The 24,399-nt window shown below is 71.4% G+C and carries 16 protein-coding genes; 3 read left to right on the top strand and 13 right to left on the bottom strand.

Annotated elements, in window-relative coordinates; all coding sequences use genetic code 11:
• Positions 1-114 precede the first annotated feature (114 nt).
• The 3 genes from ASF28_RS02395 to ASF28_RS02385 form a co-directional block, all read right to left on the bottom strand.
• A complete protein-coding gene (locus ASF28_RS02395; RefSeq protein WP_056087138.1) occupies positions 115-609 on the bottom strand; it encodes an HPr kinase/phosphorylase in 495 nt (164 codons plus the stop codon).
• 7 nt (positions 610-616) lie between these two features.
• Positions 617-2,329 carry a sensor histidine kinase gene (locus ASF28_RS02390; RefSeq protein ID WP_147709821.1) on the bottom strand — a complete coding sequence of 571 codons (1,713 nt, stop codon included), beginning with the start codon at positions 2,327-2,329 and terminating at the stop codon, positions 617-619.
• Positions 2,330-2,450: 121 nt separating this feature from the next.
• Entirely contained in the window at positions 2,451-3,161 is a 711-nt protein-coding gene (locus ASF28_RS02385; RefSeq protein ID WP_056087136.1) for a response regulator transcription factor, read from the bottom strand.
• Between the two features lie 314 nt (positions 3,162-3,475).
• Between ASF28_RS02385 and ASF28_RS02380 the strand changes: the two genes are divergently transcribed.
• The gene (locus ASF28_RS02380; protein ID WP_082475948.1) at positions 3,476-4,294 is read left to right on the top strand and encodes a HugZ family pyridoxamine 5'-phosphate oxidase; all 819 of its coding nucleotides are present in this window, start codon (positions 3,476-3,478) and stop codon (positions 4,292-4,294) included.
• Here the strand turns inward: ASF28_RS02380 and ASF28_RS02375 are convergent.
• Positions 4,291-4,587 carry a hypothetical protein gene (locus ASF28_RS02375; RefSeq protein WP_244474863.1) on the bottom strand — a complete coding sequence of 99 codons (297 nt, stop codon included), beginning with the start codon at positions 4,585-4,587 and terminating at the stop codon, positions 4,291-4,293. The genes ASF28_RS02380 and ASF28_RS02375 overlap by 4 nt on opposite strands.
• A 216-nt stretch (positions 4,588-4,803) precedes the next feature.
• Here ASF28_RS02375 and lepA point away from each other — a divergent pair, with 216 nt between their 5' ends.
• On the top strand, positions 4,804-6,609 hold the full coding sequence (lepA, locus tag ASF28_RS02370; protein ID WP_056087133.1) for a translation elongation factor 4: 1,806 nt from the start codon (positions 4,804-4,806) through the stop codon (positions 6,607-6,609).
• A gap of 148 nt (positions 6,610-6,757) precedes the next feature.
• On the opposite strand, the gene ASF28_RS02365 is transcribed toward lepA, so the two are convergent.
• A complete protein-coding gene (locus ASF28_RS02365; RefSeq protein ID WP_056087131.1) occupies positions 6,758-8,245 on the bottom strand; it encodes a methyl-accepting chemotaxis protein in 1,488 nt (495 codons plus the stop codon).
• Between the two features lie 275 nt (positions 8,246-8,520).
• Here ASF28_RS02365 and ASF28_RS23525 point away from each other — a divergent pair, with 275 nt between their 5' ends.
• Positions 8,521-11,595: an N-6 DNA methylase gene (locus tag ASF28_RS23525; protein WP_056087128.1), complete on the top strand. Its 3,075-nt coding sequence runs from the start codon at positions 8,521-8,523 to the stop codon at positions 11,593-11,595.
• Between the two features lie 628 nt (positions 11,596-12,223).
• Here ASF28_RS23525 and ASF28_RS02355 read toward each other — a convergent pair.
• The 8 genes from ASF28_RS02355 to ASF28_RS02320 all read right to left on the bottom strand — a co-directional run bounded on the left by ASF28_RS02355 (position 12,224) and on the right by ASF28_RS02320 (position 24,227).
• Positions 12,224-13,912: a response regulator gene (locus ASF28_RS02355; RefSeq protein WP_443189722.1), complete on the bottom strand. Its 1,689-nt coding sequence runs from the start codon at positions 13,910-13,912 to the stop codon at positions 12,224-12,226.
• A 20-nt stretch (positions 13,913-13,932) separates the two neighbouring features.
• Entirely contained in the window at positions 13,933-14,394 is a 462-nt protein-coding gene (locus tag ASF28_RS02350) for a response regulator (RefSeq protein WP_056087121.1), read from the bottom strand.
• Position 14,395: 1 nt separating this feature from the next.
• Positions 14,396-16,669 (bottom strand): ATP-binding protein, encoded by a 2,274-nt coding sequence (locus ASF28_RS02345; protein WP_056087118.1) that lies wholly within the window; start codon positions 16,667-16,669, stop codon positions 14,396-14,398.
• A gap of 266 nt (positions 16,670-16,935) precedes the next feature.
• The gene (locus tag ASF28_RS02340; protein ID WP_056087116.1) at positions 16,936-18,066 is read right to left on the bottom strand and encodes an FAD-binding domain-containing protein; all 1,131 of its coding nucleotides are present in this window, start codon (positions 18,064-18,066) and stop codon (positions 16,936-16,938) included.
• A gap of 661 nt (positions 18,067-18,727) precedes the next feature.
• Entirely contained in the window at positions 18,728-21,808 is a 3,081-nt protein-coding gene (locus tag ASF28_RS02335; RefSeq protein ID WP_056087114.1) for an autotransporter family protein, read from the bottom strand.
• Positions 21,809-22,281: 473 nt separating this feature from the next.
• Positions 22,282-22,494: a hypothetical protein gene (locus ASF28_RS02330; protein ID WP_056087112.1), complete on the bottom strand. Its 213-nt coding sequence runs from the start codon at positions 22,492-22,494 to the stop codon at positions 22,282-22,284.
• Positions 22,495-22,738: 244 nt separating this feature from the next.
• Positions 22,739-23,485 carry a hypothetical protein gene (locus tag ASF28_RS02325; protein ID WP_056087109.1) on the bottom strand — a complete coding sequence of 249 codons (747 nt, stop codon included), beginning with the start codon at positions 23,483-23,485 and terminating at the stop codon, positions 22,739-22,741.
• A 187-nt stretch (positions 23,486-23,672) separates the two neighbouring features.
• Positions 23,673-24,227 carry an HAD domain-containing protein gene (locus ASF28_RS02320; RefSeq protein WP_157085278.1) on the bottom strand — a complete coding sequence of 185 codons (555 nt, stop codon included), beginning with the start codon at positions 24,225-24,227 and terminating at the stop codon, positions 23,673-23,675.
• Positions 24,228-24,399 lie beyond the last annotated feature (172 nt).

Genomic DNA, 24,399 nt, shown 5'->3' with positions numbered 1-24,399 from the left:
CCAACGCCCTGTGAGCGGAGTCGCCATCTTGTGCAGCGCAAGGTCGAGCGCAAGGTGATCGTGACGTTTTGTGCGCCTCAACGTCATGATCATGCCACGATGGTGGCCCCCGCGCTACGGTCCGTCCACCCCGGGCAGCCGAAGGACCGCCGCGTGCCGCCCGCCCGTCAGCGCCGCCAGGGCATCGAGGACGAGGCGCGGCGCCAGGCCCGAGCGCAGCAGCCGGCGGTCCAGGACGAGGCGCGGCAGGGAGAGGCCGAGGAGGCCGGCCGGTGCCGGGACCTCCGGCAGGCGGGGCTCGCGGGCCACGAGATCGACCACGAGGCGGATCGGGGCCGCGTCCGCCCCCGCGACGGCGCGGCAGGGGCCGAGGCCGCGCACTTCGATCCGGTCGCCCAGCGCCGGATGCGGCCGGGCCACGAGGGTGTCGCCGTCGCGGTCGAGGCGGATGCGGTCGTCGCCGACGAGGGCGGCCGGCAGGGCCAGGGCGGCCGCCCGGTCGAGGAGCAGGAGGGCGAGGGTCGATTTGCCCGCCCCCGATTCGCCCCGGATCAGCACCCCGGCGCCGTCGAGGACGACGGCGGTGGCGTGGATCGTGTCCCGGTTCACCGGTGCCTCAGCGCACCGCCGGCAGGCGCACGGTGAAGCGCGCGCCCCGCACCGTCGGCTCGCCGTCCTCGTCCGCCGGGCCGGGGCGGTTCTCGGCCCGGATGGTGCCGCGATGGGCCTGGACGATCTGGCGCGAGATCGACAGGCCGAGGCCCGAATTCTGGCCGAACCCCTGCTCGGGCCGGTCGGTGTAGAAGCGCTCGAAGATCCGCTCGAGGGCGTGCTCGGGGATGCCCGGACCCTCGTCCTCCACGACGAGCTCCACGTCGCCGCGCACCCGGCGCAGGGCCACCCGCACCTTGGCGTCGGGGGGCGAGAACGAGCGGGCGTTGTCGAGGAGGTTGTTGACCACCTGGCCCAGGCGCGAATCGTGGCCGAAGATCGCGAACGGCGCCTCGCCCTCGCCCGCCGCCGCGGCGACGTCGAACTGGATCACGGCGTCCTTCGGGCGCCGCCGCTCGTTGGCCACCGACACCACGGTGGTCATCAGCTTGTGCATGTCGACCTTGCGCGCCTCGGCGCGGGCGAGCTCGGCGTCGAGGCGCGAGGCGTCGGAGATGTCCGAGATCAGGCGGTCGAGGCGCTTCACGTCGTGCTGGATGATCTGCAGCAGGCGCGACTTCGAGTCGTCGGATTTCGCCAGCGGCAGGGTCTCGACGGCGCTGCGGAGCGAGGTGAGGGGGTTCTTCAGCTCGTGGGAGACGTCGGCGGCGAAGCTCTCGATGGCGTCGATGCGCCGGTACAGCGCCTGGGTCATGTCGCGCAGGGCCCCCGAGAGGTGGCCGATCTCGTCCGTGCGCCCGGTGAAGTCGGGGATTTCCTCGCGGGACTTGATGCCGAGGCGCACCTTCTCGGCCGCGTCGGCGAGGCGCCGCACCGGCCCCGCGATGGCGCCGGCGAGGAGGATCGACAGGACCAGCATCACGGCCGCCGCCACCAGGAACACCTGCAGCAGGCCGAACCGCTCGGAGGCGATGACCCGGTCGATGTCGCCGCCCTGCGTCGACAGCAGCAGGGCGCCGCGCACGGCGCTGCCGCGCTGGATCGGCACCGCTACGGACACGATGGTCTCGCCGACCTCGTTGCGCCGGACGATGGTGCCGCGGGCGCCGCCCAGGGCCACCTGAACCTCCTTGAGGCCGTGTCCGCTCGCGGGGCCGACCTCGTCGGTCCGCACCGGGCGCTGGCCGCCGAGGATGCGGGTCTGCACGAAGTCGAAGGCCTGCTCCAGGACCGTGCGCTTGCGCTCGCGGGCGTTGCCGTCGCCGCGCCCGATCTCGCCCCGCGCCGGCAGGGTGCGGGAATCGAACAGGAGCCCGCCGTCGCCGTCATAGACCCGGGCGCGGTTGCCCGTGGGCGTGATGAGGCGGCTCAGGAGGGGCGCCACCCGCTCGGGGTTGAGGGAGAAGGCGAGCGGCGAGGGCTCTTCCTCGGCCTCGCCGGCCTGGAGCTGGAGCAGTTTGTCGGGGTCGATGCGGATGGCGCCGGTGTCGCCCGAGGCCGAGGCCGACGACGCGATGGCGCCGGCGATGATCTCGCCCTGGATCAGCAGGCTCTGCACCCGCGCCTGGATCAGCCCCTGGCGGAACTGGTTGAGGTAGAGGAAGCCGAACAGCAGGGCGAACAGCCCGACGAGGTTGAGCACGACGATGCGGCGCGTCAGGCTCGACGAGGCCCTCTGGCCGATGGCGTTCCACAGGGCGCGGGGCCACTCCACCATGCGGAGGGGGCGGTCTTCGGCTTGATCTGTGGTCGCCACGTCGGTCCGGTTCGATGGGGTCGCGGAAATTTTTTCGGAACGGCCCGCCCGGCGGGCTTCGCTCGGGCGGAACGCGCGGGACTCAGCTTTCCTTGAAGCGGTAGCCAACGCCGTAGAGCGTCTCGATCATGTCGAAGTTCGTGTCCGTCACCTTGAACTTCTTGCGCAGGCGCTTGATGTGGCTGTCGATGGTGCGGTCGTCGACGTAGACCTGATCGTCGTAGGCCGCATCCATGAGGGCGTTGCGGCTCTTCACGACGCCGGGGCGGTGGGCCAGGGCCTGCAGGATAAGGAACTCGGTGACCGTCAGGGTCACGGCCTCGCCCTTCCAGGTGCAGGTGTGGCGCTCGGGGTCCATCATCAGGAGGCCGCGCTCCAGGGAGCGGGCGGCGGCATCGGCCTCGCGGACGGCGGCACCGGGCCCGTCCTTCGGGGCGAAGCGGCGCAGGACCGCCTTGACCCGCTCGACCAGCAGGCGCTGCGAGAACGGTTTGTGGATGAAGTCGTCGGCGCCCATCTTGAGGCCGAACAGCTCGTCGATTTCCTCGTCCTTCGAGGTGAGGAAGATCACCGGCAGGTCGGATTTCTGCCGCAGACGCCTGAGAAGCTCCATCCCGTCCATGCGCGGCATCTTGATGTCGAAGATCGCGAGATCGGGCGGGGAATGCTTCAGGCCGTCGAGCGCCGAGGCGCCGTCGGTGTAGGTCTGGATCCGGTACCCCTCCGTCTCCAGGGCGATGGAGACCGAGGTGAGGATGTTTCGATCGTCGTCCACGAGGGCGATGGTTGGCATGCGCGTTCCCTACTGCTCGGATGCGGTCCTTGCGGGTGCCTGTGCGCCCGCATCTCCGCATCCCACCCCGGGGTGAACCGGAGCCGGCGAAAAACGCGCTGGCGGCTTGGCGTCGATGGCGACTTGACCTCGACGGCGACGGCCGCTTTCGCGCGGAGAGTCAGGCTGTGTAAAGGGTCCCCGGGCAAAAAGCGAGCCGGGTCGCATTGGCGCTTGACTGCGGCCAACGGGCCGCACTCCCGGCGCCTCGCAAACCGGACCGTGCCACCGCTATCATCGCAGATCTGAACGAGAGCCGAGACGGGGACGAAACCATGGCCGAAGACGTGGAAATCAGGGACGTCGGAAACACGGGCGAGGGAAACACGGGCGAGCGGCGCGGGCCGGCGGTGCCGCTGCCGGCGGCGGACGCGCCCTTCGACGCCATCGGCCTCGCCCGCCACCTCCTGCGCAGCATCCGGTCGGGGGCGCTCGCCACCCTCGACCCCGAGGACGGCACCCCCTTCGTCTCCCTCGTCACCGTCGCGACGGATGTGGACGGCACGCCCCTGATGCTGCTGTCGCGGCTCTCGGCCCACACCCGCAACCTGCTGGCCGACCCCCGCGCCTCCCTGCTGTTCAGCGCCGGCGGCAAGGGCGATCCCCTGGCCCATCCGCGCCTCACCGTGACGGGCCGCGTGGCGCAGACGCCCGACCCGCGCGCCCGCGCCCGCTTCATCGCCCGCCACCCCAAGGCGAAGCTCTACGCGGACTTTCCCGATTTCGGTTTCTTCGCCCTCGAGCCGAAGGCCGGCCACCTCAACGGCGGCTTTGCCAAGGCCGCCTTCCTGACGGCGGACGAGCTGCGCCTCGACCTCGCCGGCGCCGAGACCCTGGTGGCGGGGGAGGGCAGCGCCGTCGAGCACATGAACGCCGACCACGGCGACGCCCTCGCGCTCTACGCCGTTGCTTCCGGAGCCGAACCCGGCCCGTGGCGCCTCACCGGCCTCGACCCCGAGGGGATGGACCTGCTCGCCGGCGACCGCACGGCGCGGGTGCCGTTTCCCGAGCCCGTGCGCGAGATGGGAGCCTTGCGAAAGGTGCTGGTGGCGATGGCGGCCGAGGCCCGTGCAGGTGCCCCCCCAACCTCCTAGATACTGAGATCGAGGTCTAGGTCGACGGTCCCCTTCACCGCACGAAAAACCTGCGCGAAATCGTCTTCGAGGGCGACGTTCGCCAAGGCGAAGACGACGAGTTCGGTGTCGGATTGAAGCCCGGTCCGGGCCTTCGCGGCGGCGATCAGGGCCGCGCTGACGCGCCCGGCGATGCGGCCATCCTTGGCCTGCGTCAGGCCCCCGTCGGCGGCCTCCCGCATCACGGCCGCGACCCGCTCGGCCGCCGCCCCGGACCGCACCGCCGGTTTGGTTTCCCGCTGATCCTTCGGCATGTCTCGCCTCGTCCGTTCAACGAATACCCGCTCTGGGGTAACGGTCCACGGTCGGTCCCGCCATTCGCCCGACCGGGACGCCCCGTCCCACCCCCGACGCTTGGCGTGGACAACCTGCGCTGCTATCTGCGGCGTTCCAGTTCTCACTCTCAAAAGACCGTGCGCCGGGTCCGTCTCCATGACGGCGGGCCGCGCGCGCCGGAGATCGCATCCTCGATGACCACGTCGCCCATCGACAACATCCGCAACTTCTCCATCGTGGCGCATATCGACCACGGCAAGTCGACTCTGGCCGACCGGCTGATCCAGACCACCGGCACCGTGGCCCTGCGCGACATGAGCGAGCAGATGCTCGACTCCATGGACATCGAGAAGGAGCGCGGCATCACCATCAAGGCGCAGACCGTGCGCCTGGAATACAAGGCGCAGGACGGCAAGGACTACATCCTCAACCTGATGGACACGCCCGGCCACGTCGACTTCGCCTACGAGGTGTCTCGGAGTCTCGCCGCCTGTGAGGGCTCCCTGCTGGTGGTCGACGCGTCCCAGGGTGTCGAGGCCCAGACGCTCGCCAACGTCTACCAGGCGCTGGACGCCAACCACGAGATCGTGCCCGTCCTCAACAAGATCGACCTGCCGGCGGCCGAGCCCGAGCGCATCCGCGCCCAGATCGAGGAGGTGATTGGCATCGACGCCTCCGAGGCCGTGGCGATCTCGGCCAAAAGCGGGCTGAACATCGAGGCGGTGCTGGAGGCCATCGTCACCCGCCTGCCGCCGCCGAAGGGTGATCGCGATGCGCCCCTCAAGGCCCTGCTGGTGGACAGCTGGTACGACGTCTATCTCGGCGTCGTGGTGCTGGTGCGCATCGTCGACGGCGTGCTCAAGAAGGGCATGAACATCCGCATGATGCGGGCCGACGCCGTCCACGGCGTCGACAAGATCGGCGTGTTCCGGCCCAAGATGGCCGATATCGGCGAGCTCGGCCCCGGCGAGGTCGGCTTTTTCACTGGCTCCATCAAGGAGGTCGCCGACACCCGCGTCGGCGATACGCTCACCGAGGACAAGCGCCCGTGCAAGGAGATGCTGGCGGGCTTCAAGGACGTGCAGTCCGTGGTGTTCTGCGGCCTGTTCCCCGTGGATGCCGCCGAGTTCGAGACCCTGCGCAGCGCCATGAGCAAGCTGCGCCTCAACGATGCGTCGTTCTCCTATGAAATGGAGACGAGCGCGGCCCTGGGCTTCGGCTTCCGCTGCGGCTTCCTCGGCCTCCTGCACCTCGAGATCATTCAGGAGCGCCTCGAGCGCGAGTTCAACCTCGACCTCATCTCGACGGCGCCCAGCGTGGTCTATCGCCTGCAGATGACCGACGGGACGACGAAGGAGCTCCATAACCCGGCCGACATGCCGGACGTGATGAAGATCACCACCATCGAGGAGCCGTGGATCCGCGCCACCATCCTCACCCCCGACGAGCATCTCGGCGGCGTGCTGAAGCTGTGCCAGGACCGGCGCGGCGCTCAGGTCGACCTCAACTACGTCGGCAAACGCGCCATGGTCGTGTACGACCTGCCCTTGAACGAAGTGGTGTTCGATTTCTACGACCGCCTGAAATCGATCTCCAAGGGCTACGCCTCGTTCGACTACCACATCTCGGATTACCGCGAGGGCGACCTCGTGAAGATGTCGATCCTCGTCAACGCCGAGCCCGTGGACGCCCTGTCCATGCTCGTCCACCGCACCCGCGCCGAGCATCGCGGCCGCGCCATGTGCGAGAAGCTGAAGGACCTGATCCCCCGCCACCTGTTCCAGATCCCGGTGCAGGCGGCGCTGGGCGGCAAGATCATCGCCCGCGAGACCATCAAGGCCCTGTCCAAGGACGTCACCGCCAAGTGCTACGGCGGCGACATCTCGCGCAAGCGCAAGCTCCTGGACAAGCAGAAGGAGGGCAAGAAGAAGATGCGCCAGTTCGGCAAGGTCGAGATCCCGCAGGAGGCGTTTATTGCGGCGCTGAAGATGGACGATTGAGCCGTCGTCCCGATTCCGGATTCGTCGACGCCAATCCACAGGATCGACCTAGTCTTCTCGAAACTCAGCTCGGGTCCCCGCTTCTTCGACGATCGGGGGCCCTCGCGCTGCCCGATCCGATCCGGTCGAATTCGGGATAGGCCCAGCCCTACCCCGCCGTCCCGGCAAGCGCCCGCGTCGCCTCCCCCAACTCCCGGCCCTGATCCCGCAACTGCCCCGAAGTACCCCCAAGCGTCTGCGACTGGGCCAAAGCCTCGTCCGTGGTGGTCCGCAGGGCATCGAGGTGCTGCGTCGCCGCGCCCAGGGTGGTGCGGACCTGGGCGACCCCGTCGGCGATCCGGCCGGCGGCGTCCCGGTGCGCGCCGCTCACCCGAAGAATGTCGCCGGCGGTGCCCTGCACCGTCTCGATCTCGTCCCGCACCCGCGACAGGGACTCCGTCGAGCGGGCCGCGCCCTGGCGCAGGTGCGCGATCTGCGTGCCGATCTCGGCGGTGGCCTGGCTCACCCGGTTCGATAGGGCCTTCACCTCGGCGGCGACCACGGAGAAGCCGCGTCCGGCCTCCCCCGCCCGCGCCGCTTCGATGGTGGCGTTGAGGGCGAGCAGGTTGGTCTGGCGCGCGATGGTGCCGATGAGGTCGCTGATCCGGCCGACGCCGGCGATGCGGGCCTCCAAATCCGAAAACACCCCCACGGCCTCCCCGAGGCGGGCGGCCGAGCCGCCCGCCAGGGTTCCGACCCGCGCGGCGTGGTCCCCGGCCTCCCGCGACAGGGCCACGAGGTCCTGGGCCGACCGGGCCACGGCGTCGATGTCGCGGGCCGCCTCCGTGGCGGCGCGGTCGACCTCGCCGCGGCGGGCGTCCACGGTCTCGGCGACCCGGAGCACGGCCTGCGCGCCCGCCTCCACCCCCACCGTCGTGCCGGCGAGGCGCTGGCCGATGCCGTCCAGGGCCCGCATGAGCGCGGCGACGCGGCTGCGCTGGGCGTGCTCCGTCAGCGCCAGGGCGAGGCGGTCGGCGACGTAGGCCATCAGTTCGAGGAGGTCGGGCTTGAGTTCGGCAGTCTCCCGCGAAAAGAACTCCAGGACGATCTCGACCCCGTCGCCGACGCGCACGGGGAACATGAAGCAGCCGCGCACGCCGTTCCGGCGGGCGGTGCCGGCTCGGACGAAGCCCGGCAGCACGGTGCAGTCCGGGCAGCTCACCGGGGCCCCGCTCGCCGCCACGCGGCCGACGAGGCCCTGGCCCGGCGCGAACACCGCCTGCTCCGAGGCGGCCACGAAGGCGTCGGCGTGGCGGGGATCGCCCGTCGGCGCGAGGTGCCACACCCGCATGGACGTCATCCCGCCCGGCGTCCCGGCGTCGCCGTCGGGCAGGCGCCGATAGGCGTGGGCGATGGGCCAGCCGGTGAAGCCCGCGACGATGGACAGGCACGATTCCGTCGCGGCCTCGGGCGTCGCCGCCGCCGCGCAGGCGCGCGAGACGGTGTTGAGGAAGGCGAGGACGGAGCCGAGGTCCTGCGGCAGGGCCGCCGCAGGCGCGGCCGGCGCCGGCCGGCCGAACCGCCGCAGGCGCGCGAGCGGGCCGGTCTTCGCCGAAGGGATCGGGCCGGCATCCAGGGAAGAGCTTCTGACGGACACGTCTTCGGTGCTTTCGATGGGCCGCGCGATGCTTCCGCCGATCTCGGCGCCGTTCGAGATTAGCCTCGTCCCACTTGACGAAATCTTTTCAGGTCTCGTCGCTCCTGCCCAAATGAACGGCAGCCCTGGGCGAATTTTAGCCCGGGACCGCGATCAGGTGCCTCGCCGAAATTTCCCGGTGCATCCTGCGCGAATGGCGGCTTCGATCGCTCAATCGTCAATTGAAAGACAACCTGAGGTAATAATAGTGGGCGGGGCCTCATACGGGACCGCCCATGCCGATCGATCCAGATATCCTCGCCGCCATCGTCGCCGAGCTGGCCGGTCGCCCGGGACACGAGAAGGTTCGGGCCCTGCTGTACCGGCTCCTCGTCGACGCCCTCGGGGCCCGCAGCGAGCAGATTGCGTTCGAGCGAAAGATACCTGAGGTTAACGGTCGCGTCGATGCTTTGCTCGGGCGCACGATCATCGAGATCAAGACCGATCTCCGCCGCGAGCGGCCGGCGGCGGAAGCCCAGCTCGCCCGCTACCTGCCCGAGCGCGAGGGGGCGACGGGCCAGCGCTACGTCGGCCTCGCCACGGACGGGGCGACCTTCGCCGCCTATGAGATGCGCGACGGCGCCCTGGTGGCGCTCACGGGCCACGACGTCCGGGTGACCGAGGCGGCCCGCCTCGTCGCGTGGCTCGAGGGCGTCATCGCCGTGCGCGACTGGCTGCCCGCCGACGCCATCGGCATCACCGGCGAGCTCGGGCGCGAGAGCGCCGCCTTCGCCCGGACGCTGGGCCTCCTCGCCGCCGCCTGGGCCGGCCTGGCGCGCCACCCGGAGGCCGTGCTGAAGCGCCAGCTCTGGTCGCGGCACCTCGGCTTCGTCTACGGCCGGGCCATCGACGACAGCACCCTCTGGCTCCAGCACACCTACCTGGTGATCCTGGCCAAGGCGATCGCCGCCGGCACCATGGGCCAGTCGTCCAACCTGGCCCGGTCGACGCCGGCCGATCTCCTGTCCGGCCGGCACTTCCGGGAGGCCGGGGTGCACGGCGCCGTCGAGACCGACTTCTTCGGCTGGGTCCTCGACGCGCCCGGCGGCGACGCCATCGTGGCCGGCCTCGCGGCCCACGCCGCCCGGTTCGACCTCGGCAGCGTCGACGTCGATCTCCTGAAGGTGCTCTACGAATCCCTCATCGATCCCGAGCAGCGCCACGACCTCGGCGAGTACTACACGCCCGACTGGCTCGCCCGGAAGGTTGTGCGCCGGGCCCTCGACGCGCCGGCGGACCAGAGCTGCCTCGATCCGGCCTGCGGCTCCGGCAGCTTCCTGTTCCACGCCGTGCGCCTCAAGCGCGAGGCCCTGCTGGCGGCGGGCGTGCCCCCGGGCCTCGTCGCCGCCCGCTGCTGCGCCGGGGTGACGGGGTTCGACGTCCACCCCGTCGCCGTCATCTTCGCGCGGGTGACCTACCTCCTGGCGCTCGGCGAGGCCCTGCCGCAGCGGGACGGCGACCTGTCGCTGCCGGTCTATCTCGGCGACGCCCTGCAGTGGAACGTCACCCGCGACGGCCTCGAGCGCGACCTCGTCGTCGAGGTGCCGCGCGATCCCCGCGAGGGCCGCAAGGGCGCGCCGCTCCTGCGCTTCCCCCTCGAACTTTGCGCCGACCCCGCCGGGTTCGACCGGGTGATCACCGCGCTCCACGCGGCGAGCGAGGCGGGCTGGAGCGGCGACGCCTTCGCGGCGAGCCTGCCGGGCCTCGGCGTCCCGCCCGATCAGGTCGCGACCCTGCGGGCGACCTACCTCACCTACGACCGCCTGCGCCGGGCCGGGCGCGACCATGTCTGGGGCTTCGTCGCGCGCAACCTCAGCCGGCCCGTGGCCCTGTCCGACGGGGCGCGGGTCGACGTGGTCATCGGCAACCCGCCGTGGCTGTCCTACCGCTTCATGGCGGCGGCGATGCAGCGGCGGTTCCGCGACACCGCCCGGCGCCTCGGCCTCTGGGTCGGCCCCGAGGAGGCCCACCTCGTCACCCAGACCGACCTCTCGGCCCTGTTCTTCGCCCGCGCCGCCGAACTCTACGCCCGCCGCCCGCAGGGGCGCCGGCCGGGCGGGCGCGTCGCCATGGTTCTGCCCCTGGCGGCCCTGAGCCGAGGCCAGTTCCGGGCCTTCCGCACGGGCGACTGGACCGGCCTCTCCGTCGCCTTCACGGAGGGCTGGATGCTCGACAACCAGGCGGTGGCCCCGGTCTTCCGGGTGCCGACCTGCGTCCTGTTCGCCGAGGTGACGGGCGGCCCGGCGCGGCCGACGCCGGACCGGGTGACGGCCTTCGCCGGCCGGCTGCCGTCGAAGGACGCGCCCGAGGCCCTGGCCGACCGGCACCTCGTCCTGCGCGACGCCCCGGCGCCGCTGGCGGCCAACTTCGCCGCCGGCTCGCCCTACCGCGACCGCTTCCGCCAGGGCGCCGCCCTGGTCCCCCGGGTGCTCTGCCTCGTCGAACGCGTCCCCGTGGGCCGCCTCGGCGCCAACCCCGGCGCGCCCCTGGTCCGCAGCCGCCGCTCGTCCCTGGAGAAGCTGCCGTGGCGCGAGCATCCGGGCCAGCAGGGGGCCATCGAGGCCCGCTACCTCCGCGGCGTCCACCTCGGCGCCTCCATCGCCCCGTTCCGCGCCCTGGAGCCGGCCGAGGGGGTGATTCCGGTGGAGCAGGGCGTCCTGCTCGATGCGCGGCAGGCCGCCGGACACGGGGCGCCCCGCCTCGCCGCGTGGCTGCGCGAGGCCGAGGCGGCGTGGACCCAGAAGAGCGCCGGCACCATGACCCTGAAGCAGGGCTGGGACTACAACCGCAAGCTCACGGTCCAGTTTCCCCCGGCGCCCCTGCGGGTGGTGTTCGCCAAGGCCGGCACCCGCCCGGCGGCCTGCCTCCTCGACGGCGACGGCGTCATCGACGACACCCTGTACTGGGCCGCCGTGGCGAGCCGCGCGGAAGGCCGCTACCTCCTCGCCATCCTCAACAGCGAGGCCGCCCGCCGGCGGATCGCCGCCCTGCAGGCCAGGGGCGAGCAGGGGGCCCGGCATTTCGACAAGCTGATGTTCACCCTGCCGATCCCCCTCTTCGACGCCCGCCTGCCCCTGCACGCCGCCCTGGCGGCGGAGGCCGAGGCCGCCGAGGCCGTCGCCGCCGGGGTGGCGATCCCGCCGGGCACGTCGTTCCAGCGGGCGCGCGCCGGGGTCCGGGCGGCCCTGGCGGCGGACGGGATCGCTGCCCGCCTCGACGCCGGGGTCGAGGCGCTGCTCGGGCCGCCCGTCCGAGGCCCCGCCGTGCCGATCCCCGCCGGCAGGCCGGTGCCCGAACCGGCCGAGGTGTGAGACGAGATCCGCCCGATCGCTTCGGACTCAACAGTCCCGACCGGCAGCCTCTCCTTGCAGGCAGGGCGACTGCAGATGGTGGTCGCGGTCTGAAGCCGCCGCAGGAGAGGGTTGTCGACGAAGCGCCGTCCCCCGTGCGCATCCCCTCGCCCCGCCTGCCTACGGCATTCACACATCTCGCGGGCAGCGCAGGTCCCCTCTCCTGGAAGGAGAGGGACAGGGTGAGGTGTGTGACCTTTCCGGAGATGTCCCACACCTCACCCCAACCCTCTCCTTTCAGGAGAGGGAGCCCCGGTGCGCCTCCCGCCCGCATCCGGATGCCTGCCGCTGCATGGAATCGGCCCATTCGCAGTTGTGTGAATCCGGTAGCCCCGCAGGCGGGGAGAGGGGATGCGCGCAGACGCTCTGCACGAAGGGGCAAGGGCCGGCCCGAACGCATGCACCCCTCTGCGATCGCCCTGCCCGAAACGAGTCGCGACCCACGCCTCGTCGTTTCGCGCCAGCGAGACGCGCGATCGACCGAACCGATCGGGGGGAGACGTTGGAAGAGGGTGGTCCCGTCCATGAGCGCCGCACGGGACGCCCGGTCACGGCGAGGTCCCGCGTCGGGTACGGACGCGCGTCCGGGCTACGAACGGTTCGAGACCAGGCGCAATCCCGGTGACATCGGCTCGGCGAGGGCGAGGGCGACCTTGCGTTCGAGCTCGCCGACGCGGAACGGCTTCAGCACGATCCCGTCGGCCCGGTTGACGCCCGCCTTCGTCAGGGCGTCGGTGTCGGCAAAACCGGTGACGAACAGGACGGGCATGTCCGGCCAGCGCCGGCGGATCTCGATGGCCGCCTCGGCGCCGTTCATGCCCGGCATGGCGAAGTCGAGGACGACGAGGTCGATGCACGGGTCCGCTTCGAGGGAGGCCAGGGCCTGCAGGCCGGACGGGGCCTCGCGCACGTCGTAGCCCGCCTCGGCGAGGCGGGTCGTCGTGACCTCGCGGACCTCGGAATCGTCGTCGACCACCAGCAGGACCGGCCGGCCGCCGGGCGGATGCGTCCGCGCGCAGTCGACGGGGCCGGGGCGCGGGGGGGCCGCCGCCGCGTCGCCGGCGACCCGCGGCAGGTAGACCTTGATGGAGGTTCCCTCGCCCGAGACCGTGTCGATGCGGATGCCGCCGCCGGACTGCTTCACGAAGCCGTAGACCTGGGCGAGGCCGAGGCCCGAGCCCTTGCCGACCTCCTTGGTCGTGAAGAACGGCTCGAACACCCGGGCGAGCACCTCCGGCGTCATCCCGGTCCCGGTGTCGCTCACGGAGACCATGACGTACTCCCCGGGCTGGGGCTGCTCCGGCCGCGACGGGGCGCCCGTGATGGTGACGTTGGCGGTCTCGACGGTGAGCCGGCCGCCCACCGCCATGGCGTCGCGGGCGTTGATGGCGAGGTTCAGGATCACCAGCTCGATCTGGGTGGCGTCGACCAGGGCCGGCCACAGGTCCGCCTGGAGCAGGGTCTCGATCTGGACCGCCCCGCCGATGGAGCTCTGCAGCAGGTCGCCCATGGAGGCGACGGTCTGGTTCAGGCCGACGGGGGTCGGCTCCAGGCGCTGGCGCCGCGAGAAGGCGAGGAGCTGCGCCGTGAGGCGGGCGCCGCGGTCGGCGGCCCCCTTCATCATCGCGAGGCGGCGCTTCGAGCGCTCGTCGGACACGGCGCGCTCCAAAAACTCGATGTTGCCGGCGATGACGGTCAGGAGGTTGTTGAAGTCGTGGGCGACGCCGCTGGTCAATTGCCCCACCGCCTCGAGCCGCTGGTTCAGCCGGAGGGCGTCCTCGGCCCGCTCGCGCTCGGCGATCTCGCGCTTGAGCTCGGCATTGGCCTCGGCGAGCTCGCGGGTCCGTTCGACGATGCGGACCTCCAGGGTCTCGTTGACGGCCTGCAGCGCCGCCTCCGCCGCCTGCCGGTCGGCCCGCGCCTTGGCTTCGGCCAGGGCCCGCAGGATGGTGCGGGGCATCCGGTCGAGGCGCTGCTTGGTGATGTAGTCCGTGGCGCCGTTCTTCAGGGCCTCGACGGCGACGTCCTCGCCGAGGGTCCCGGAGCAGAACACGAACGGGGTCTCGGGGCATTGCGCGCGGGCGATGCCCAGGGCGCTGATGCCGTCGAAGGTCGGCAGGACGTAGTCCGCCAGGATGAGGTCGTGCCGGGCGGGCAGGGCCGCGGCGGCGAACGCGTCGCGGGTCATCACCCGCTCGATCACCACCGGGCGGCCGATGGTCTCCAGCTCCGCCTCGATGAGCTCGGCGTCGAGGTCGCTGTCCTCGAGGTGGAGGATGCGCAGGGCACCGCTTCCGGTCAGACGTTGGATGGCCAGCCTCCCCTGTGCGGCGGCGCTTCGTTCAGGACGGCCCAGAACACCCCGAGGTCCTTGATGGCGGCGAAGAACTCGTCGAACCCGACGGGCTTCACCACGAACGCGTTCACCCCGAGGTCGTAAGAGCGCACCACGTCGGTTTCCTCGCGCGACGAGGTCAGCATCACCACCGGGATGCCCCGGGTCGCCGGATCGCCCTTCACCTTGGCCAGGACTTCGAGGCCGTCGACCTTCGGCAGCTTCAGGTCGAGGAGGATCACGGCCGGGTCCTGCGGTTGGCGCTTGTCGTGCGGCCCCCGCCGGTAGATCCAGTCAAGCGCCTCCGCGCCGTCGCGGCAAATGACGATCTCGTTGGCGAGCTGGCTGGATTCAAGGGCCGCCAGGGTGAGTTCGATGTCGTTCGGGTTGTCCTCGACGAGGAGAATCGGCTTCAATCCGGCCATCTCAGTGTCCCTCCGCCCGCAGGGGCAGCGTGAAAGTGAAGGTCGCGCCCTGGTTCAGGACACCCTCGGCCCAGGTCCGTCCGCCGTGGCGCTCGACGATGCGGCGCACGTTGGCGAGGCCGATGCCGGTGCCCTCGAAATCCTCGACCCGGTGCAGGCGCTGGAACACGCCGAACAGCTTGTCGACATAGGCCATGTCGAAGCCGGCGCCGTTGTCGCGCACGTAGAACACCGCCTCGCCGTCCCGGGGCGGCAGGCGCCCGACCTCGATGACCGCCTCGGCCCGGCCGCGGGTGTACTTCACCGCGTTCGAGAACAGGTTTTCGAGGACGAGGCGCAGCATGAAGGGATCGGCATAGGCCCGGCCCAGGGCCCCGATCTCCCACCGGACGACGCGGCCGGGCTCGACGTCGCGCAGGGCCTTGCGCCGGACCTCGTCCACGAGGGTGTTCATGTCGCCCGAGATCCGATTCAGGGCGTGCCGGCCCATCTGCGAGAACGACAGCAGGTTGTCGACGAGGGTGCCGGCCGAGAACGCGGCCTCGATGATGGTGTCGACGTAGTGCCGGCCCTTTTCGGAGAGGTTGGCGGATTCGCGGTTCTTCAGGAGGTTGGCGTAGCCGACGATGTGCCGGAACGGCGCGCGCAGGTCGTGGCTGACCGAGTAGGAGAACGCCTCGAGTTCCCGGTTCGAGCGCTGGAGCTCCTCGCTCATGGCGGCGAGCTCCTCGGCCCGGCGCAGCACGATGCCGAGTACCGAGGCGCGCAGGTCCGTGGCCGCCTCGATCTCGGAGGCGGACCACGGCAGGGACCGGCCCTTGAGGGTCTCCGCCCAGATGGCGAAGGATTTTCGCGGGTGCAGGCGGTCGGGTCCGCCGGCCGGATCGGCCTGGACCGCCTTGACCGGGTTGCCGCCCCATTTCACCGTCCGCACCACCTCGGGCCGGAACCAGAGGATGTAGCTGGCGTAGCGCTTCGACACGGAGATCGCCAGGAGGCCGCTGGCGAGGGTCGCGAACGCCTCCGCCTGGGGGAAGGCGTCGGTTCCGGAGAAGGCCTCGGACAGGCTTTCGGTGACGAAGACCTCGGACTCGTCGGTGTTGGCCGACAGCCACTCGTACAGGGTCCGCACGTCCCGCTGGGACGGCGTCGCGCCGAGGAGCCGGCAATGCTCGGCGGTGACCACGGCGGCGCCCTCGGCATTCACCAGGGCCAGGACGTCCTCGGGGTGCTTGAGCAACCCGTCGACGAAGCTGTCCTCCTCCGCCATGAAGCCGAGGAGGCGCGACTGCACGGCGCCGAGCGCGAGGCGCTGCTCGGCCCGGTGGCCGCGTTCGCGGGCCGACAGCTGCAGGGCGAAGATCTGGGTGAGGACGTCGCAGGCGTTGCGGGCCTGGAGCGGCACCCGCCGGGGCTCCCGGTTGTGGCAGGAGATGAGACCCCACAGGGCGCCGTCGACGAGGATCGACACCGACATCGAGGCCATGGTGCCCATGTTGCGCATGTACTCGACATGGACCGGCGAGACCGAGCGCAGGACGGACTGGCTGAGGTCGAGGGGCTGTCCCGACGGCGTCAGCATCGGCCGGATCGGAACCGGCGCGTAGCCCGCATCCGGGATGATGCGCAGGCGGTTGCGCCGGTAGAGCTCCCGCGCCTGGGCCGGGATGTCGGAGGCCGGGAAGCGCAGGTCGAGGTAGGACGGCAGCACGCCGTTGCCGTCCTCGGCCAGCACCGTGCCGTGCCAGTCGCGGTCGAACCGATAGACCAGGGCCCGGTCGAAGCCGGTGATGCGCCGGATGTCCTGGGCGACGAGGGCGCAGAGATCCTCCACCGTGCGCGCCGCGTGGAGGTGCTGGACGAAGGCGCGCAGCCGCGGCGTCAGGGCGTCGAGCTCGGACTCGCCCGAGGCGTCGTCGGTTTCCTCGAGCTCGACCACCACGAGGCCGTCGACGCGGTGCGCGGCGACCTCGTAGGCCTGCCGGGCGGCGCCGGCCCCCAGGCTCACCGTGCGGAGGTAGAGGGCGCCGTCCTGATCCGGCGGCTCCGCCAGATGGCGCCGGACCACCGAGGCGAGCTCCGGCAGGGCCCCGTCGAGACCCGTCCCCGGCGCGGCCGCCACCGGCGCGTTCGCGCTCGCCTGGACGATGGTCAGGCTCGCCGCATCGAGGACGAGCAGGAATCCGTGCGGCTGGACGCTGCCGACGATGTGGATGGGCTCGCGGTCGCAGACCGTCAGGTCGGCGCCCGTCGCGCGGTCGATCGGTCGGTTCAAGGATGGGGTCCCCAGGATGCACGCCCGCCCGGCACGGTCTTTTCCCCGGTATCAGCTCGGGTCCGGTCCGTGAAAGGGGCACAACCGCGCGGACTCGGAACCCGTTCCGAACGCCGTCGCCCATGGGTCCGTGCCGGTCCCGCCCCCGGCAGCGCCGGAGGGATTCTTGAGAACGCCGGGCGACCCGCCGAACCCTTCGGCGCGCACGGACACGATTGCGTGTGCGGGCGTCATGACAGCCGATGGTTGTCGCCGTGTGTGCCGGATCAGGCGTCGAGCACGGCCGGGATGGCGGAGCGCAGGCGGCCGTAGCCGCGGGTGGAGCGCGGCCACGCCGCCGCGTCCCAGGCCCGGCGCACGCGCAGGCACCCGTCCGGCAACGCCGCGGCCGAGGGGCCGACCGGCGCCCATCCGGTGACCACCGGCAGGCCGGCGGCCCAGCCCTCCGCCGCCGGGCCGGCCGCACAGCCGAACCTGTCCTCGGCCCGCGCCAGGGCGTCCGCCATGGCGGCGGCGTCCGCCGCCCTGACGCGGTCCGACGCCCCCGCCGCATGGGCGATCAGGCCGCCGACCCGGACCACGCGGGCCCCGCCGAGGGGCAGGCTCTCCGGATGCAGGTCGTCGAGGTGCAGCAGCAGGGCGACGTCGCCCGCCGGCGCCGCGTCGGCCTCCGGCAGGGCGACCTCACGGGGGGGCATCGCCTCGTCGAGGGCGTCCGGATACTCGTCGAGGCCGACGGGGTCGAAGCGCCCGTCGGTGTAGCGCCGGATGTTCTCAGCACGGGCGACGTAGTGCTTGCCGCGGGTGTGCAGGCCCGCCACCCAGCGCCACGACAGGGTGTTGCTCGCCGGGTCGCCGTCGACGAGATGGCGCAGGAAGAAGTCGGCGCCCAGCGCCCAGGGCAGGCGCAGGGTGAAGATCCAGATCGAGGCGAACCACATCCGGGCGTGGTTGTGGAGCCAGCCGGTCTCGACGAGTTCGCGGGCCCAGTCGTCGAAGCCGTCGAAGCCGGTGCGGCCCTCAATGGCCGCCGCATGGGTCCGGCGCAGGCCGGGCTCGGCGGCGATGCGGTCGTGGCCGGCGGCGGCCTGCGCGAGACAGTCCGTCCAGGCGGCGGGATGGGTTTCGAGGTGGCCCTTGAAGTAGGTCCGCCAGAACACCTCGGACACGAACTTGTCGGCACCGCCGTCGCCGAAGGCCCGCCCGGCGGCCTCCACCACCTCGGCCTCGGTGACGAGGCGCCGGCGCAGGTACGGCGAGAGCGCCGAGGTGGTCGGGCGCTGCCCCGGGCCCCGGTCGGTGTTGCGGTCGCCCGCATAGGCGGCGCCGGCGCCGGCGAGGAACTCCGTCAGGCGGTCGAGCCCGGCGGCGCGGGTGAGGGGGAAGCTGCGATCCATCCGCCCCAGGTAGGGCGGCTACCGGATTCACACATCCGCCCGGCGGCTGATATCGAGAGCCACAATGAGCCGGCATCAGGCGCGACAGGCCCCCTCTCCTGGAAGGCTACCGGATTCACACAAATGCAAGCGGGCCAATCGCGTGCAGAGACAGGGCCCCTGACGGCATCCGGATGCGGGCGTGAGGCCCACGGGTGCTCCCTCTCCTGGAAGGCAGGGCGATCGCATAGGGCGTTTAGGACCTTGAGAACGCCCGCGGCGCTTTGTCATCCCGGGGCCGCGCAGCGGAACCCGGGAACCAGAAACACCGGTTTGGCAAGGTTTTGCGCTGTCGGCGGCTCTGGATTGCACGCCTCCGGCGCGGCCCTCCGGGTCCGGGTTCGCCTGCGGCGCCCCGGAATGACACCGGAGGTCATCTGCGATCGCCCTGCCTGGAAGGAGAGGGTTGGGGTGAGGTGTGGGACATCTCCGAACAAGTCCCACACCTCACCCTGTCCCTCTCCTTCCAGGAGAGGGGACCCGAGCATCCCGCGAGATGTGTGAGTGCCGTAGCCAGGTAGGGCGGTGGGGGCGGGCGGCCGGTGCGGCGCTTTCCCCGGATTCAGCGTGTACCGTAAGTGCGGGCGCCCGGCCGATCTCCCCGGCCGGGCACCGGATCGGCTCAGAACCGATAGGTGAAGTTGCCCTTCACCGCGTGGTCCTCGGCGCGGCGGCCGGCCTGGCCGGTATAGGCCACGCCGAGGGTCGTGTTGGCCGAGACCCGGAGGTCGAGGCCGGCTTCGGCCACGAGGGCGTCGCGGTCGATGGGGATGCCGGCCGTCAGGAAGGTCGGCCCGGTGGCACCGAAGGCGAGCAGGGCCGTCGGAACCACGTCGCCGAAGGCGCGGCGATAGCCGAGCAGGCCGTGGACGGAGACCGGAACCCCGAGGCCGAGGTCGAGGCTGGCCTGCGCCCGCAGGCCGGCCGTGGCCGTGCCGAGGTCGTAATCGCGGGCGAACCCGGTCAGGGCCGCCACACCCCCGGTCTCGGCGAACCGGTCGCGGCGGATGGAGACGTAGGCGCCGCCGACGAAGGGCTCGATGTAGGACGGCGTCGTCACGGGTGCCGGCCCGGTTTCCCCGCCGGACGGCGCGCCGCCGCCGAGGAAGACCTTGTAGCCGAGTTCGCCGAACCCCTGGATCGTCGCGCCGCCGGTCCGCGCGGCCGCGGTGTCGGTGACCCCGGCGAACAGCACCGTGCGGCGCAGGCGCGCCGCGTTGTCGGCATAGACCGCGCCGAGGCGCAGGGAGACCGGCCCGTGCTCGTAGCCGCCGTAGACGCCGCCGAACCCGCTCTCGATCACGCCCGACTGCAGCCGGCCGGCGGTGTCGAGGTTCGTCACGGTGTAGCCGCCGGCGAGACCGAAGCGGACGCCGCCCGCGACCCGCGCGTCGGCGCCGAGGATGAAGCCCGAGGTCTGGCGCGACAGGCTCGCCGCGTTGCCGTCGCTCCGGGCCTGGCCGAAGCTGCCGAAGCCCTGGCCCCAGACGCCGAACACCCGCGGGTCGAGGACGCGGATCGGCACCGGGACCGGCGCCGCCCGGCGGCCCGGAAGATCCGCCGTGTAGGCGGCCGGCAGGCGGCCGTAATCGGTGGCCTCGCCGTCACCGGGGCGCGCGCCCCGGCGCATCCGGCCGAGGATCGCCTCGCGCACGAAGAACGCGGTCTCGAATTCGGCCGTGATCGCGCTGGCGTGGATGTCGCCGGTGAGCGCCTGGAACGCGCCGACGGCCTCCGGCGTGGTGAGCCCCACGGTGCGGTCGTAGGAGCCGGTGCCGGCCCCGCCGGCCTGGATCGCCGTCGCCACCGCGGCCTGGTTGCGGGTCTGCGCGACGGTGGCGAACGCCAGGTCGTTGCGGGTCAGGGTCAGGTCGACGGCGTTCGGCCGGTAGCGCAGGCTCGGGCTGAGGAAGGCGAGGTTGGCGGTCACGCCGGCGAACTGGCCGGACACGCCCGACGCCGCGTCGAGGATCGTGTATTGGGTGCGGGGATCGTAGGTCCCGCCGGCGGCCAGCACCTGCACGGTGCCGCCGCTGAGGGCCGCGGCGCCGGAGGCCGCGATCCGGTCGGACCGGCCGGCCGCGTTCGCCTCGACCTGGTAGGTCGACCCGGCCGCGAAGGCGACGTTGCCGGCGACCGACAGGGTGCCGATGGAGTTGCCCGGGGCGACGGTGCCGCCGGACAGGGCAGTGACGCCGCCGACCGTGCCGGTGCCGCCGAGGAGGCCGCCGGAGCCCACGGTGGCGAGGCCCGTGATGGTGCCGTTGGCGTAGAGGGCGCCGCCGCTGCCGATGGTGGCGTTTGTCGTCAGCCGATCCGTGCCGTCCATGCGGAGCGTCCCGGTGACGTTCCCGAAATAGCCGGCGGCCGAATAGAGGTCGAGGCGGCTCCAGTAGCTCCAGGGCGTGCCGTAGAGGGCCGCGAGGGCGTTGGTCTGGGTGTTGACCACGATCTGCTGGATCGTGTCCGTCGCCAGCTGGCCGTGGAGGCCGCCGTTCGGGGCGATCGTCCGGGCGGCGGCGGTGCTGCCGCCGTAGAGGGTCGCGAGCAGGATCGACGGATCGGGCCCGCCGGCCGGCGCCGCCTCGCGCGGGGCTTGCGCGAAGGTCAGCGTCGGCAGGCCGAAGGTGAGACCCTGCCGGTAGGCCGCCTGGTTCGCCGCCGAAGCCGCATACGGGTTGTTGGCCGTGTTGGCGGCGCTCGCGGCGCAGGCCGCGACGGTGTCGCCGCATTGGGCCGCGAGGCTGCCCCGGTACGGAGCCTGCACCGCCGTGAACAGGCTCGGCAGGTTGAGCGCCGTGCCGGTCGTCGCCGCGTTGTTGATGTAGAGCGGGTTGGTGAGGGCCTGGGACAGGCTGTAGAGCGACAGGGACCGGCCGGCGGCGAGGTCGAGCGGGTAGTGCACGCCCAGGACGACGCGGCTCTTGGAGAACTCGGCGGCGCGCGACAGGACGCCCTGGAACTGCTCCGGCACCAGCATCGCGAACAGGGTGCCGTAGGTGTAGGCGTAGGTGGTGTGGCCGCTCGGGAAGGCCGAGCTGGTGGCGACGGAGTTGATCGCCGTCGGGTCGAACCGATTGATCTGGCTCGAGACCTGCAGCGGCCGCGAGTTGCCGTAGACGTTCTGGCCCGGCTGCCCGTTCGAGACGCCGTAGGCGAGATTGTAGACGCTGTCTTTGGCGTTCGGCAGATCGCCGAAGGTCGGCAGGCTGTAGCCGGGGGGCGCGACGGCCCGGACGGGCACGTAACCGGCGGTCACGGTGCCGGGATTGATGGCCGCGCCGTTGGCGAAGTAGTTCTTCGTCGTGGTGACGGCGGACGCCGACAGTGTCAGCGCCTTCGACATCATCTCGTCGACCTGGCGGATCGGACTGTTCGGCGCTTTCGCGTCCCTCGCGAGGGACGCGGTGTGGAGTCCCCCCAGGACGGGACCGAGCCCTTCGGCGACGATTCCGGACTTGTCGCTGATCGCCAGCTTCTGCTGCTGCGGGGGCGCCGCGTTGTTGGTCGCGATCGACTGCTGGAGATTGTCGCGCAGGGTCTGCCGGCCGATCTCGGTCGCGTTCAGACCGAGGAACGGTGACAGCAGGTTCAGAATGTTGGTGTCGGCGGGCGTGACGGTGGCGGTCTGCGCCCGTGCGCCCGTCGATCCATACGCCGCGACCATGACGGCGATGATCGAGACACCTTGCTTCAAGTCCATGATTCGCCCCTCTCGTGCCGTTCCAGACGGCGGACGGGGCAGTCCTACTCAAGTCTCGGGGCGAGTCTTGGTCATAATCCGTACATAAATCACGGCTTTGTCAGTTGTGATCTTATAACAACACACTATAGATGTGGTCGGCAAACAAACAAGACTGACATTTATCGTTTGTATTTATACATATCGACCGCGTACTGCCCATGTTGTTGATCGATAGGGCCATGATCTGGAAGAGCGACGAGCTCAAATTCCAAAAATCATCGGAGTGTTCATGGTGAGGCCCTGAAATTCGCCGTGAAAGTCCGCATGCCGGATCTCCCATTCGTCTTCGGCGGCGGCGCTCGGCGCGCGGCGGCCGAGATCCCCGCAGGCCATCGACTGCCGACGACGTGGCCGCGCTCACCGCAGGGCGGAGGATAAGCGATCGATCGCGTCCGAGTTTCGCGGAGAGGCGGCGTCGGGCCCCTCGGCGTTCAGGCCGCTTCGCCGTCCGCCACCGCGCGGAGCGCCGCCAGGGCGCGACCACGGCCCTCCGTGGTCTTGAGCAGGCACCAGAGCCGGAGACACTCGTTCGCGTCGTCGAGTTCGCACGTCGCGGCGTTCTCGACGAGCTGGTCGAGGGGAATCTGCAACGCCGCCGCGATGGCCTTCAGATGGGCCGTGGTCGCGTTGTCGGGAGAAGACATGCCGTGCTCTGACGTTCCGAGACGAACGGCCGGATGGGTTGGTGTGCCGTATGCCAGCCAGGATCGGACCGGCGTGCGGGGATTTTGTGGCGCGCACCCGCGAGACTGCAATCAAGATAACGTGATGGTCCGGCGGAGCGTGCCGTGCCCCGGTCCGACCATCCGAGCCGGTCCCGTCGTCCGCGTCGAGATGCAGGCCGGCGGCTTCGCGCCGCGTGCCCTGCTCGATGTGCGTCCGGCGGATTCAGACCGGCACGGGGGCCCTGCCCAGTCGACCCAAAACCTCGCCGGCCAGTCGACGGGAGACCTCGGCGTAGCGGGCGAGGCCGCGGGCGAGGGGCGAGCGCCACAGGCCGTAGCCATCGTCGCACAGGGGGTCGTTCACCACGGGACTGCCGTCGATCCCCACCAGGACATTGCCGATGTTCGGATCGAGCCCCTGCGGCGACACGGTCCGCAGGGCCGCGACATAGGCCTCGTATCCGGGCCACGCGGCCCTGAACGCCTCGCGGATGCCGTCGAAGCTCGCATGATCGATCCGCGGCTCATGCGCCGGCCACGCCACCCTGAACCGGTCGCGGACACCCTCGTCCATGGCGACGCCCGGATGGTCGGCGATGACGGCGTGGGCGTAGGCCAGCCACCAGGCATCCCGCGGCGGATCGCTCAGCCGTGCGCCCACGGTCATCAGGGCGCCACAGCGGCTGACGTGCAGGTCGTGGATGCGCGGCGCGTGCGGGCCGTCGGAGCCCGCGAACCCGGTGCGGAGCAGGGCCGCATAGTCGCCGAACCCGTCGGCCTTGCGGGCGAAGCGCACGACGACGCCGGGGTGGTCGGGATGGGCGTGGACGGTGCCGTGGTACCCGAACCCGATCTCGGACCAGCCGGTGGCGATGAGGGCGGCATAGGCCCGCGCCTCCGACCGTTCCACGATGCCCAGGGCGGCCAGCGAGGGACTGGACGTCTTGTCCTGAATCCGGAACCCGAACATCGCAGCCACTCCTTCCTGCCGATGGACGATCCGACGCGACGCGCCCCCGGCGGCCGCACGGGTGCGGCGTCGAGGAGGGACCGGACGGGCAGGTCCGGCGAAGGTCGAGACGACCCTGTCGATGTCGGGGGCAGTGTGACGCGGGTGTCACTCCACCGTCATGGAATGGCCCGTGTTCTGGGAAAGTTCAATCCCTACGAGACCGTAAATCGACGGATGACGGGACCGTGCCGGCCCGACCCATCCGCGGTGGAGCGTCCGCCATCCCCGCCAGCAGCCTCCGGGCCAGGATTCCATCCGCCTCGCTGAGGCCGCACTCCGCCATCGGCCGCACGTGTCGTCCCGCATGGGCCGGGCCGACCTCGACGTCGTCGAGGATGAGGTAGCGGGTGATGCGGTTCCGGGTCGCGTGCTCGCTGATCTCGTCGCCGCGCCCGGCCTGCTCGGCGGGCCGCATGGCGCCCGTCTCGGCATCCCGGCTCGTCGGCAGGATGGCGGTTCGCCAGTCGGGGTGGAAGCAGGTCTCGGGCAGGCCGGCCTCGATCAGGGTCGGACGGCAATCGTCGACGCGCCACGTCGAGGAAACGACCACCCGCGCGTCGAACTCCCGCACCAGGGCGGCGACGCGGGCGACCTGGACCGGATTGAGCCGGTCCCGGCCGGCCTGCCGCTGATAGGCGACCGTGGTGACGACGCCGTCCACGTCGAGGTAGATGATCCGCGCGTCCGCCCCCGCCTGCATGTTCAAAGGGCCGATCCCATCCCGCGCGAAAACCCCGCCGCCGCCGCGGACGCCTACCGCGCGCCGCCGCGATCGTCCAGCATCCGCCGGACGGGCGAACGTCGCCCACGCGGAGGGTGATTTGAGAAATTCGCGCCCGATCCAAACGTTCGGGCGGGGGGACGGCCGGCCG

The sequence above is a fragment of the Methylobacterium sp. Leaf99 genome, from assembly GCF_001422375.1.
Lineage (GTDB): Bacteria > Pseudomonadota > Alphaproteobacteria > Rhizobiales > Beijerinckiaceae > Methylobacterium.
Note: the sequence above shows the minus strand (reverse complement) of the source record. Positions and strands in the feature narration are given on the sequence as shown.

Excerpts from the sequence above, each read along its gene's own strand:
- ASF28_RS02385 (WP_056087136.1), bottom strand. The coding sequence starts at position 3,161 with ATGCCAACCATCGCCCTCGTGGACGACGATCGAAACATCCTCACCTCG.
- ASF28_RS23525 (WP_056087128.1), top strand. The coding sequence starts at position 8,521 with ATGCCGATCGATCCAGATATCCTCGCCGCCATCGTCGCCGAGCTGGCC.
- ASF28_RS02320 (WP_157085278.1), bottom strand. The coding sequence starts at position 24,227 with ATGCAGGCGGGGGCGGACGCGCGGATCATCTACCTCGACGTGGACGGC.
- ASF28_RS02375 (WP_244474863.1), bottom strand. The coding sequence starts at position 4,587 with ATGCCGAAGGATCAGCGGGAAACCAAACCGGCGGTGCGGTCCGGGGCG.
- lepA (WP_056087133.1), top strand. The coding sequence starts at position 4,804 with ATGACCACGTCGCCCATCGACAACATCCGCAACTTCTCCATCGTGGCG.
- ASF28_RS02325 (WP_056087109.1), bottom strand. The coding sequence starts at position 23,485 with ATGTTCGGGTTCCGGATTCAGGACAAGACGTCCAGTCCCTCGCTGGCC.
- ASF28_RS02335 (WP_056087114.1), bottom strand. The coding sequence starts at position 21,808 with ATGGACTTGAAGCAAGGTGTCTCGATCATCGCCGTCATGGTCGCGGCG.
- ASF28_RS02340 (WP_056087116.1), bottom strand. The coding sequence starts at position 18,066 with ATGGATCGCAGCTTCCCCCTCACCCGCGCCGCCGGGCTCGACCGCCTG.
- ASF28_RS02380 (WP_082475948.1), top strand. The coding sequence starts at position 3,476 with ATGGCCGAAGACGTGGAAATCAGGGACGTCGGAAACACGGGCGAGGGA.
- ASF28_RS02350 (WP_056087121.1), bottom strand. The coding sequence starts at position 14,394 with ATGGCCGGATTGAAGCCGATTCTCCTCGTCGAGGACAACCCGAACGAC.
- ASF28_RS02390 (WP_147709821.1), bottom strand. The coding sequence starts at position 2,329 with ATGGTGGAGTGGCCCCGCGCCCTGTGGAACGCCATCGGCCAGAGGGCC.
- ASF28_RS02330 (WP_056087112.1), bottom strand. The coding sequence starts at position 22,494 with ATGTCTTCTCCCGACAACGCGACCACGGCCCATCTGAAGGCCATCGCG.